Origin of the sequence: Runella defluvii, assembly GCF_014195535.1 — a bacterium.
GTDB classification, from domain to species: domain Bacteria; phylum Bacteroidota; class Bacteroidia; order Cytophagales; family Spirosomataceae; genus Runella; species Runella defluvii.
The window spans coordinates 24,633-37,113 of sequence record NZ_JACIBY010000009.1 but is presented as its reverse complement, the minus strand read 5'-3'; the positions used below and the strand labels follow the sequence as shown (position 1 = coordinate 37,113).

General features: G+C 42.8%; 6 protein-coding genes. 2 read left to right on the top strand and 4 right to left on the bottom strand.

The genetic code is table 11. From position 1 onward, the window contains the following. Positions 1-107: 107 nt before the first annotated feature. The 4 genes from FHS57_RS19685 to FHS57_RS19670 all read right to left on the bottom strand — a co-directional run bounded on the left by FHS57_RS19685 (position 108) and on the right by FHS57_RS19670 (position 7,167). Complete coding sequence (locus tag FHS57_RS19685; protein ID WP_183976706.1) at positions 108-1,193, bottom strand: Gfo/Idh/MocA family protein; 1,086 nt, start codon at positions 1,191-1,193, stop codon at positions 108-110. Positions 1,194-1,317: 124 nt separating this feature from the next. Next, positions 1,318-3,237, bottom strand: a complete 1,920-nt coding sequence (locus FHS57_RS19680; protein WP_183976705.1) for a DUF3858 domain-containing protein — start codon at positions 3,235-3,237, stop codon at positions 1,318-1,320. 53 nt (positions 3,238-3,290) lie between these two features. Continuing rightward, entirely contained in the window at positions 3,291-5,261 is a 1,971-nt protein-coding gene (locus tag FHS57_RS19675) for a DUF3857 domain-containing protein (protein WP_183976704.1), read from the bottom strand. A 142-nt stretch (positions 5,262-5,403) separates the two neighbouring features. Continuing rightward, a complete protein-coding gene (locus tag FHS57_RS19670) occupies positions 5,404-7,167 on the bottom strand; it encodes a DNA polymerase III subunit gamma/tau (protein ID WP_183976703.1) in 1,764 nt (587 codons plus the stop codon). A 203-nt stretch (positions 7,168-7,370) separates the two neighbouring features. Here FHS57_RS19670 and FHS57_RS19665 point away from each other — a divergent pair, with 203 nt between their 5' ends. After that, positions 7,371-9,935, top strand: a complete 2,565-nt coding sequence (locus FHS57_RS19665) for a T9SS type A sorting domain-containing protein (protein WP_183976702.1) — start codon at positions 7,371-7,373, stop codon at positions 9,933-9,935. Between the two features lie 161 nt (positions 9,936-10,096). Beyond that, positions 10,097-12,205, top strand: coding sequence for a peptidylprolyl isomerase (locus FHS57_RS19660; RefSeq protein ID WP_183976700.1), 2,109 nt, complete (start codon positions 10,097-10,099; stop codon positions 12,203-12,205). The last annotated feature ends 276 nt before the right edge of the window (positions 12,206-12,481 follow it).

Sequence of the window (12,481 nt, the reverse complement as noted above, 5' to 3'; positions counted from 1 at the left end):
AAACTTTCACACAGATGCGCACAGATTAAACAACCCACAGATGTCGCAGAAATTATTCCTCTGTCATCTGTGTGCATTTAATCCGTGCCGTTCTGTGTGGAAAAACACTAAATGGTAATCTTCTTCCCACCATTTGCCACCGACTTATAGACGGCTTCAACGATGCGAATATCCCGTAGCCCTTCTTCACCTGGCGCTATTAGTGGAATACCTTTGATAAGTGCGTCTGTATCATCGTCCAATTGCTTGGCTTGTTGACTTTGTAAAGGGAAATCAATTGGCCCTTGAGGACTGCTTCCTTTGTTGCCCGTGTAGCTCGAAAACGGTTCCATTTTAAACCAGCCCTTTTCGCAGTTCGCTTGCAAGTAGTTCATATTGATACCAAAACTGGTATGGCAAGCGGCTAAGGCGCCACTCGGAAACTCCAATTGAAACGTTGCAGTTTCCTCAACTTCTTTGTAAATGTCTGGGCGGGTTGTGTGGAATTGAGCCGAAACCGACGTTGGTTCTTCACCTATGGCCAAGCGTGCACCTTGAATGGCATACACACCCATGTCGCCCATTACGCCACCACCAAGGGCTTTGTTTTGTTTCCAGTGGGTCGTACGGGCGTCGAAATATCCTGCGCCACACGTCACCATTCGTACTTTACCAAACGTTTTTTCTTTGGCAAATTTCATGTAAGCTTGGGTATTTGGATCGTGTTGACAGCGGTATCCGATGGCGAGTTTTACTTTGTTATCGGCACAGGCTTTAATCATCGCTTCACAATCGGCTACACTAGGTGCCATGGGTTTTTCACAAAATACCTGTTTTCCTGCCTTGGCAGCCCGAACGACAAATTCGCGGTGCATACTTGGAGGAAGTACGACATACACTACGTCAATATCAGGATTGTTGGCGATTTGGTCAAAGTTCTGATAATTGTAGATGTTTTTGTCCTTGAGGTTAAATTTCTTTTGCCACGTTTCTGCTTTGGAAGGAGTCCCTGTGACAATGCCCATCAGCTCACAGTTTTTGGTAAGTTGAAGGGCAGGTGCGAGCAAATCAGTGCTGTAATAACCGAGACCCACCAAGGCGATTCCTAATTTATCTTTTTTGGGGCGAGTCGCCGCCAAAAGTGGATTTATCGAAATCAAAGAAGAAGCCCCACCGATGGCAGTGCTTTTTAGAAAATCACGACGCGTGAACATAAGATGTGAAGGTTTGGGTTTTGAAGTGATACTGTTTCCTAATATATGACTTTCGGGTGACAATATACTCTAAAGTCGAACGTAAAAGTAAAATTCATTTCCCAACCTTTCATTAAAATGGAGGCTATGGTTTGGCGATTAATACGATTTGTGCTTTATCAAATTTGGCAATTTTTCTTCGAAACTCCACCCAGTTTGAGTATTCAGTGGGCGGGAATCGTTGTTTAAAAGCACTCATTTTGCGGTGGTAAACGATTTGATTTCCTGTCGCTTTGAATGTAGCTGTATAATTCCCGAATTTTGACGACACTTGTGCTTCTGTGGGTAAAAATTCGATGGTGTAATTCGATGGAATTTCAATCACAATACTGTCGCTATCGGCGTAGTTCATGGCTGTTTCAAAGTCATAAATTCGCTCGGAGGTGGCAATAAAGGTATTGCTACTTTTATTAAGTAAATTGGGGGTTACAAACATTCGGCTGCCACTTTTTGTACAAAGGTTTCGCACGAGAAGTGTCACTTTTTCTTCCACTTTGGGAACCACAGCCTTCTGTTCCTTAAACTCAAAATGACTAATTTCTGAACTTGGGAACGACAAATTCTTTTGCAACCACCTTTTTTGGTCATCAGCTGTTAGCGAATGAACCACATACTGGGGATATTCTTGTTGCAATCCAGTATAAGTAGTCGTGATGTGTACTTCTCCTTCTGCGTTATCTTTTAACTTGACAAAAGCGTGGCGAATAAGCTGGTTTTGCTGTTCGGAGTAAGTCGGAGTTTTAATGAGCACCCCTCCCGATTCCGTGACCAAAAGAGCGTGGCGTGCTTCGGTAAAACTTCCTAAGTAGCCAAAAGGGTTTGTCTGACTCGTACATTCAAGCCAAAGGGTGTCTTTTTGGTTGGGAACACACAGAAAAACGTGGTTAAATTGGAAGGAGGGGAATTGAGTGAGAATGTCGGCCTCGTCGTCGCCCGCTTTTACTAAAACAGGGTACGACGTCACACCCACTTCTTTGAGCATGGCTTTCATGTAGGTGGTAAGGGCTTTGCAATCCCCGAAACCTCTGGTGGCCACATCGGCTGCTTTCATCGACTGCCAACCTCCAATCCCCAAACTGATGTTCATATAGCGGGTGTGGGATTGAAGGTATTCGTAAATTGCCTTTACTTTTTGGGAGGTGTTAGTTATGTCTTTTGCCTTTTCTTTGACAGCTTGTATCGTTTGAGGTGTGAGCTGATAACGGTCTTTGTTGAGCTCGGCATAAAATTTCCCAAGGTCGGACCAAGAAGTTAATTGGCCTTGGTAATTTTCTACTTCAAAGGCATTTGGAGCGGTATATACCATGGGTAAATAATTGTCCAAATCAGGCGCAAAAGGTTCTTTTTCGACGGCAGGTAGGTTGGATACAGTCCACGTATAGACATCTTTATCTTCCGAATGGGTAATTTGTACTTTAGAAGGCAGGTTTTTCTCCAAATACCGAAACGAGAACCCCTTGGGCGTAGTGATGATAAACTCGCTTTTTTCGACAGACGTTCGTTCTAAGTTATTCAGTATGGCTTCCCACGTGGGGTAAAACATCATATTTTTATTCGTATATTCATACGAAAAGGCCACTGTGTAAGGGTAGGAAGTGTGTTTTAGAAGGGCTACTTTGGCATAACTGTCATCAACAGAGTTGTCGCCCGTGTTGGTACTGTAGTTTTCAATCTCGCTGCGTTTGAGACGTTTTACTTTTTCACCTTTTGAGTCATACAACTGTGCCTCTATGTCGTTGACCTTGGTAAATTTGTTGAAGGGAACAACAATGGAAGCCTGTAAAGCTCCCTTTTCGTTGAGAACTGTGATAGCACCGCTGACTTTGGTGGTGGCGAAGCCAATGTCTTTGATAATAAACTCCGTCCGATGTAATCGGACAACCGCATCTGCTTTGTTTTTGAGGGCCTCGGATACACCTGTAACGGCATACTCTTGCCCCCGTAAACTAACTGCAAAGAGAATACTTATTATCGCTAATAGAGAGGAGGTGCGTGTTAGAAACATACATTAAATAGGGTAAAAATTTCACTGCTGTTAATGATTGATAGGGATTACGATTAATTGCCTTTTTTCAAGACGATTTGCTCGTTATGTTTGGCAATAAGTTGGTCGAAAAATGCTTTTAAAGTCCCATATTCTAATGACATGAAGCTTTTTTTGCGAATATTCAAACGGCTGATAATCGTAATTTTATTGCCCGTTTGTGAAACCGTATAAACAAAACGACCTCCGCCCTCAGGCAAGGCAACTGCCGCAGGTTTGGGAAGCTCAACGACCTGGAAACCAGCAGGCAGGGTATAATTGGCCAAAAAAGTCTCTTCGATAGGAGCCTCAAAATCAACAGGATAGATTCGCTCACTTTCTTTGAAAGGGTTTTGGGTGTGGCCTTCAGAAAGCATCGGCTTTAAATAAATCATTGGCCCTGCAACATTGGCAAACTCCGTCATGCTCAGTTCATAATTAGCCTCCATGACCTGTTCAATGGATTCTGTATTTTTAAACTCAGCTTTTGTGATTGTCCAGGCAGGTTTGCCTTTTTTTATTTCTTCCAAAAATTTGTCTTTCCCAACCTCTTTGAACGCATTTTTAGCACTTGCGCCGCTGTATCCACCGTAGGATTTTGAAAATGCCCCAGTTAGCTCTCCTTCTTCACTAATGGTCAAATCGGCTTTCTCAAATTCTCGATCAGTATCATTGGGTACAATCGAGATAAAACGCGCTTGAGAAGGATGTACAAGCCAGCCATCATCGGTCAGGCAATAAACAGGAAGAATGTGAGGAGGCAGGTATTCATCTGTGGCATCAAGCAATACATCTTTGCCATTGTGTGACAGGTGAACCACAACATAATTGAATTTTTTCAATAGAGCATACGTAGGGTTGATACGACCATGCGTCCTTGTACTTAGGATTAGTGGATGCGCGTCGTAACCCAATTCTCTAAGGATACATAAATACAAAAAGTTGATTTCAGAGGAACTTCCCTCTTTCTTTTCTAGCACTTTTTTGAGATTAGAGGCATATAGTCCGTTCTCCTCATTCCATTTAATGTTTTTGACTAAATAATTTTTAGCCGCTCTCCATTGCTCTAAGGTATCTTTATGATTGGCCTGTATTTGTCGTGCAATGTCCTTGGCAATGGTTGTTTTTTTATAGACTTCCCCAAATTGACTATCACTTAAAAGGGTTTGGGTTAAGTTGTTGTAGTCTAACGAAAAGTCTTTGGTAATAACATCTGGCCAGTTGATACTTGCAAGTTCGAAATCAATTTTTGATAAATAATCTGATGGGGTCGTGATATGTGATTCATTTCTAAAGGCAGGTGCATTTTTTACGACAAATTGGTACGAAACGGCGTTCATGCTTGAGCCCGCAAACATGGTATTGGTATTTTTAAAATCATTGATGTCGAGAGACAAGTACCCCGACATGATCATCCGATAAAACAAAACGTTGGGAATCGTAATGCGGTATTCGCTCCATTTTACGGGGAGGCTACTTTGAAATGTCCACGTTTTAGGACTTGTATTAATTGTCATTGGCGTAGAGATTTCATAACTGTATTCGATGACAGAACCCTCTTTAACTTTAGGTAGGCTGAACTTAAGCTGGTGGTATTCATCGGATAATTTTTCATTAAAAATCATCTCTTTAGCCAGTTTTTCTTTCACTATTTTGCCATCTTCCAGGTTGTGGGTAAAGCCTTTCACTTGGGTGATGTATTCTTCTTGGGCGCCTTTACTTCCCTTGTAAAAAGGGATACTGATTGTGGCACGGTCAAGTGCAGATTTTTTCAATATCTTGATTCTTCCGTGGTATTTTAGGGTAATGTAGAACTTCTGATTTCGGTAGTCAAACGACGTTTCACCAAAATCATACAACACAACTGCCTCCGCTGTTGAATCATCGGGGTAAATTTTGGACGAGATATCTTCAATGGGAACTTCACCAAAAGTAATTTTAGTGTTTTGTGCTACTAAACACAATGAAATGAATAATAACAATGCAGTGGTAAGCAACTTGTTCATAAGTAGAAATGAAGAAATGGTAAAATTGTAAGCTAGTATAGTAAAACCATGGTATAAACGAAAATACACATTAAAAATTTCGTTTAGAAATTTATTTAATGGTTAATTAGCTAGCTATAAAGTCGTGAAGGGAGTTTACTCCTTAAAAATCAACATCCAAACCAAGGAGGCGCTGGAGGTCGAGAAGAGAAGGGTTTTTCTCGGCTAAGGTGTTGAATTTTTCGAGCGGTGTGTAGGGGTTGCGCTTTACTTCGTTGGGCGCAATGCGGTAAGAAATTTGAATTTGCCGATTTTTAAGATGGCGACGCAAATACCCCAGCAATTCGGGTTTCACATCGTTGAGCAGAACCTCTTGGTGAAGGTTGTCTAAAATTAATTCAATCGTGGTTCCCTCAATTTTAAATTCACGATTAAGCATAATTTGCTCGCTGACGGCACCACCATTTTGCTCCCGAAAACGAGAAAAGGCATCCCACGTTTGCTGAAGTTCTTCGGTCGTAAAAGGTTGGTCCTTCCAATTTGTTGGCAAATCTGCCGTAACCGTTGGGTCTTCTTGGGTTTTTGCTACTGGTTTTGTCTCCTCTACTGGCTGGGGTTGCGCAGAAATATTGACCGTCGAACGGAGTTTGCCCAAGGCACCTGGTAAGCCATTTTGAGGGTAAGGAGGAGGTGTTTCGGCCGCAACACTAGGACTTGGAAGGGACGCAATGGGCTTTGGAGTAGCAGTCGTAGGAACTGCTACTTGGCTATTTTCGGTCAGACTAGGCTTTTTTTTTTCGTCGCCCGATAGCGTATTCAAATCCAAAACTTCAGGGATTTTTGCCAGTTTCATCAGGCATATTTCCACGTGCAGTCGCTGCTGTTTGGCCGCTTTGTAATTTATATCACACTGACTTCCAACGCTTAATGCAGAAAGAAGAAACGATACGGAAGCCCGCGCCGATTGGTCTAGGTATTTGTTTTTGGCCGTTTCGGATACTTCGAGCAGCTGAACTGTTGCAGGGTCTTTGGCTACCAGCAAATTACGGAAATGCTCCAGCATCCCTACCACAAACAAGTGGCCGTCGAAACCTTTTTTGATGATTTCATTAAAAATCAACAACGTTTGCGAAACTTCACTTGTAAGTAGGGCATCTGTCAATCGGAAATAATAGTCGTAGTCGAGAATGTGGAGGTTTTCGAGAACATCTTTATACCGAACAGTATCATCTGTCGAAAAAGTGACATTTAAGTCAAACATCGAAAGGGCATCTCGAAGCCCTCCATCCGCTTTTTGGGCAATCAGTTCGAGTGCCTCTCGTTCGGTCGAAATCCCTTCTTTTTGGGCAATGTGCTCAAGATGATCGGCAATGTCGCGTGGCTGAATGCGGTTAAAATCAAAGATTTGGCAACGCGACAAAATCGTTGGAAGGATTTTATGCTTTTCGGTGGTTGCCAAAATAAAAATGGCATAGCTCGGCGGTTCTTCCAACGTTTTTAGAAAAGCATTAAAAGCCGACGACGAAAGCATGTGCACCTCGTCAATGATGTATATTTTGTACTTACCCGTTTGGGGCGGGTAGCGTACTTGATCAATCAAGTTACGAATATCATCCACGGAGTTATTGGAGGCAGCATCCAATTCGTGAACGTTAAATGAAGCATTGTTTTGAAAAGCCACACAACTTTCGCACGCTCCGCAAGGCTCAATCTCGTCAGTAAGGCTCTGACAATTAATGGTTTTGGCCAAAATACGGGCATTGGTTGTTTTTCCTACGCCACGTGGCCCACAAAACAAAAACGCCTGGGCGAGGTGGTTGGTACGAATGGCGTTTTTGAGGGTAGTCGTAATGTGTGACTGCCCAACAACTGAGTCAAAAGTAATGGGGCGATATTTCCGCGCCGAAACTACAAAATTGTCTGCCATGGCCGCAAGTTAGCAAGAGCGACGGTCAAATCAAACAGAAAAATGCCCGCTAATTTCTAAAATAGGGTAAATCAGGAAGTTAACAAACCCACAAAAAACATTGAAATACCATTAAAACCGAGACTGATTGATTTGTCGGTTTGGCCTTCATGCGGCAAATGCGTAATTTTGCAGCTTTTTCGGAGTAACCTATTCATTATCGAATGCCAAAGCCCTACGTTAACGGAGTGTTTGGAAGTTTGAGGCACCATTGTGTGAGGGTGGTCGTTTTTATTTTAACCGCTCTGCCCGCATTTTCTCAAGTAACCGTTAGTTTTCCAACATCTCGCATTGTTTTTCAACGCTCACAAGCCAATAAGGCATCATTTGTCGTCACTGGGACATACAAACAGTCCATTCCTGAAAGAGTTGAAGCGGCTTTGACACCTCTCAATGCGGGTCAAGGTACGGCTACTGGTTGGCAGGTGCTTGAAAATGCGCCAGTAGGTGGTATTTTTTCAGGAGAAATTTCAGCAGAAGGAGGATGGTATAAACTCGAAGTACGTCTGATTCGAAATGGGCAAGTAGCTGAAACGGCCGAAGTTGACCGCGTAGGAATAGGCGAGGTGTTTGTGGTAGCAGGCCAATCCAATGCGCGTGGGATTCAAAACTACGGAGCTTCGGCAGCAATAGATGACCGAGTGAGCTGTTTTAATTACTTAAATTCCAATTTTGAACCGAATGAGCTACCACAACCCACTTTTTCGCACTTAAATGCCGATAGTTACATTGCACCTTATGGATATTCTGCTTGGTCGTGGGGGGTATTGGGGGATTTGTTGGTCAGAAGGCTTAACGTTCCAATTTTGTTTTACAATGCAGCTTTAGAAGGTACTACAAGCCGTGCATGGCGCGAAAGCCTCTACGGAAATGCAAGTAATCCATACGTGGGTGGTTTTTATGGAAACCAATTGCCCTATTCTCAGCTTCGGGTGACACTTCGCGAATTTGCGAGTTTAACGGGAATTAGGGCTATTTTATGGCATCAAGGGGAGTCTGATACGAGCTTTAACATCCCCGAAGATGAAATTGTGAGTAATCTCCAACAAATTATTGGACAAAGTCGCAATGATTTTGGGCATAACTTGACCTGGGTAGTATCACGGGTTTCGTTTAGCGAAAAGGGAAGCAATGCTTCGGTCGTTAATGCTCAAAACCGAGTCATTGGGTCGGTATATAATGTCTTTGCAGGGCCAGTTACTGACAATATTCAAATTCCTCGACCTGACGGCGTTCACATGCAAGGTACTGGATTGAATTTGTTGGGAGAGGCGTGGAACAATTCGCTGACCGATTCGTTTTTCCAAAGTTCACAGCCTCGGAATCCTTTCCCAATACCTACCTTTAAAGTAAGCTGTGCGGGAGAAAATCGGATAAAGTTATCCATTCAAGCCACTAATTATCCAGAAGTAAATTGGAATCAAGTGGGAGGAGGTTCGCGAGAAATTACGGTTGAGAATGGGACGTATCGGGTAAAGGTGAGGGATTTTAATGGAAATTTTGTGTATTCTCCCACTGTTGAAATTAATCAACAGACGTTTGAGGCTTTACCAAAACCAGCGATTCCTATCATTTCGGCGAGTGGAGGTACTTCTTTTTGTGAAGGAGATCAAATTACGCTCTCAGCACCCGAAGCTTCAGCGTATCAGTGGAGTAACGGTGCCAACGGCCGAACCATCGACGTATCGGAGACAAATCAATATACCGTACGAATAAAAGATGCAAACGAGTGTTGGTCTGGGTATTCAGCAGTTACTTCCACAGTGAGAAACCCTCGACCATCTGTCCCAACCATTATTGCCAAAGGGCCGTTGGAATTTTGTAACGATAAAAATGTCGTGCTAGAGATTGAAAATGGAACTACTCTTTCAACGACCAATAGCTTTTTGTGGAATTCAGGGCAAAATGCCACATCTATAACTGTCCGTGAATCAGGACGTTTTTCTGCAAGAACAGTCAATCAATACAATTGCTTCTCTCAGTTTTCGGTTCCAGTGACAGTAACGGTGCATCCAACTCCCGAAACTCCCGTCATTTCGCCAAGTGGTTTGGTTCGTTTCTGCGAGCGTGAAGCCGTGACTTTGTATGCTAATACGTCATCATCTGTACTCTGGAACAATGGTGCAGCCTCATCTAACTTACTGGTTCGGCAATCGGGTAAATACAGTGTTATTGCGACTAATGAGCACGGGTGCGTCTCTGCTCCATCCAAAGAAGTAGAGGTAGAAGTAAGCCCCATTCCTACGCAGCCTAGCATTGAAAAAACGGGTAATTATATTCTAAACGTGAAAGGAGATTATTTGTCCGACATTCAGTTTAGGTGGAATTATGGGGCTGAAGAAACCATTACTGCAGAAAAATACCTCAAAGTTCAAAAATCGGGCCCATATACTGTAACCGCTTTTTATTTCTTAGAACCAGGCAGGGCTTGTTCATCCCTGACTTCTGAGCCTTTTGACTTCGTTTTGGATGTGTCGGGCAATGGAGTGAATGTATATCCTAATCCAAGTTTAGATGGGGTTTTTCTTTTGGAAAGTTTTGAAGATTTGACCGATGTAAAAATGCAAGTAATGGATTTGAATGGGAAATTGATGTTGGAACAAGAAACCCCCTTGTTGTCAAACTCACAACCCCTTCGGCTAACACCGCTGCCCTCGGGCACGTACTTGCTGAAAGTCCGTAGTTTTGGGAAGCCAATAGTTACCAAAAAACTGCTCGTAATCCGCTAAAAACGAGAAAACCTTGGCACGAAAATTGACAAAGAATGAATCAGTGTTGGAATGTACCAGTAAATGATGTTATTTTGCGGGTCAATTTTTGGAAACCCTTTCTTTTCCTTAGAACATTTAATTAAACAATTAACTTTAAACTTAATAACGCGCAAGCAACTATGGCGTTAATCAACAAAATCAGGGAGCGATCAGGTATTGCGGTAGTGGTTATTGCCGCCAGTTTGATTCTATTTATTGTCGGAGGTGACATTTTAGGTTCGCAGGCATTGTTTGGAAACAATCAGAACGTCGGTGAAATCGCAGGTGAAACCATTAGTTACAAGGATTTCCAACTCAAATTAGACCAAGCCCGTCAGGCGTTTGAAGCTCAAAGTGGTCGCGCTGCGACCGAACCAGAACAACAAAGCCTTCGTGAGCAGGTTTGGAATCAGTACATCATCGACTATGCTTACAAAAAAGAATACGATGCGTTGGGACTAAAAGTAAGTAGCGACGAGCTAGTTGATATGGTACAAGGGAACAATGTGAGCCCAGCCGTTCAACAGTCATTTACTAACCCTCAAACGGGTGTTTTTGACAAAACTCAAGTGATAAGCTACCTCAAGAATCTTAAAAACTTGCCAGTAGAGCAACAACAAGCTTGGCAAAATTTTGAGAAGAGCTTGGCCGAAGATCGTCTTCGTCAGAAATACGAAAACTTACTTCGCGTTGGAAGCTACGTAACACGTGCTGAAGCAGAGAAAGAATACCAAGCACAAACGGCTAAAGCTTCACTTCGCTATTTGTACGTACCTTATTATTCAGTGGTTGACACGACGATAAAGGTAACAGATTCGCAATTGCAAGATTATTTGGCCAAGCACAAAGACGAATACAAAGGCTTTGACTCTCGTACCATTCAATACGTAACTTTCCCAATTATTGCTACCAAAGAAGATAGCGTGGAAATGTACAATAAAATTAAAGAATTGGCGCGTGGATTGGCAACCGCAACTAGCGACTCTACTTACGCTCGTGTAAATTCGGATGTACCTACAAAACTTTACTGGTCGTATTCAGACATGCCAGATCAGTTGAAGTCGGCGGTGAAGTCATTTATTCCAGGTAGTGTAAATGGCCCTTATCGCGAAGGAAATACGTATTTTATCTATAAGTACGGCGGTACTAAAATTGACACGGCTTATACAGCTCGTGCCAGCCACATTTTGATTCGTACGCAAGGAACAAGCGATTCTGCCAAAGCAGAAGCACGTACTAAAGCTGCTGATTTGTTGAAGCAATTGCAAGGTGGTGCTAATTTTGAACAATTGGCCACTGCAAACAGCGCTGATCCAGGTTCGGCACAGCGTGGTGGTGACTTAGGCTTCTTCAGTGAAGGTGCCATGGTGAAGCCATTTAACGACGCCGTATTTGCAATGAGTGGTACAGGTTTGATTGGCCGTTTGATTGAGTCAGATTTCGGTTTCCACATTATTAAAGTAACGGAGCCTAAAACGAACGTTCTTTACAAAATTGCGGCAATTGGTAAGACAATGACGCCAAGCCAAGCAACACGTGATGCGATTTATGCGAAAGCGGACCAATTCTCAATTGAGTCTAAATCAAAGGCAGCATTTGATGAGAACGTGAAAAAAGATAAAGGTTTGCTTGTTCAAACGGCCAACCGTATCCCAGAATCGGCGAGCAACGTGAACACGATTCAAAACGCGCGTGAAATTGTTCGTTGGGCATTTAACGATGATACCAAGACTGACCAAGTTTCTCCAGTGTTTGAAACAGATGAGCAATATGTGGTGGCTATTTTGACAGGAAAGTCATCAAAAGACAGCCCATCTATCAACGACTTCCGTGACGAACTTACTTTGAAAGTACGCAATGAAGTTAAAGCAGAGCAAATCACAAAGAAACTGAGCGGTATCCAAGGTGGAACGCTTGAGGCGATTGCCCAAAAATACGGTGCAGGTGCATTGGTAGAAGCTGCAAATGAAATCTCATTGGCGACAGGTTTCTTGACAAGTGCAGGACTAGATCCAATTGCGCTTGGAAAAGGCTTCGGTTTGAAAGCTGGCAAGAAATCAAAAGTATTTACGGGAGAAAACGGTGTGTTTATCATGGAGAAAGTTTCTGATACGCCAGCACCAGCAATTGCCGATTACTCTATGTACAAAGCCAATTTGCAATCAAAGAACCTTCAAGCAAGTTACTTGTTGAATGAGGCAATCCGCGAAAATGCGAAAGTAGTAGATAACCGCGCGAAATTCTTCTAAGAAAGAATCAGCCAAAATCATAAAAAAATCCTCGCTTGAGAAAGCGAGGATTTTTTTATGCGTCTATTTTTAATCATTCGTGTTTGTGGTATTTAATCAAACGTTTTAGCAGCATCCAACGAAGCCTCGGCAGAGGCGCAACATTTGTAGATTAGTCAAACGTTTTAGCAGCATCCAGCGAAGCCTCGGCAGAGGCGCAACATTTGTAGATTAATTAAACGTTTTAGAAGTATCCAAAGAGCCTCGGCAGAGGCGCAACATTTGTAGATTAATTAA

Bases quoted from the DNA above. Each gene is read 5' to 3' on its own strand.
- FHS57_RS19680 (WP_183976705.1), bottom strand. From the start codon at position 3,237: ATGTTTCTAACACGCACCTCCTCTCTATTAGCGATAATAAGTATTCTC.
- FHS57_RS19685 (WP_183976706.1), bottom strand. From the start codon at position 1,193: ATGTTCACGCGTCGTGATTTTCTAAAAAGCACTGCCATCGGTGGGGCT.
- FHS57_RS19675 (WP_183976704.1), bottom strand. From the start codon at position 5,261: ATGAACAAGTTGCTTACCACTGCATTGTTATTATTCATTTCATTGTGT.
- FHS57_RS19660 (WP_183976700.1), top strand. From the start codon at position 10,097: ATGGCGTTAATCAACAAAATCAGGGAGCGATCAGGTATTGCGGTAGTG.
- FHS57_RS19670 (WP_183976703.1), bottom strand. From the start codon at position 7,167: ATGGCAGACAATTTTGTAGTTTCGGCGCGGAAATATCGCCCCATTACT.
- FHS57_RS19665 (WP_183976702.1), top strand. From the start codon at position 7,371: ATGCCAAAGCCCTACGTTAACGGAGTGTTTGGAAGTTTGAGGCACCAT.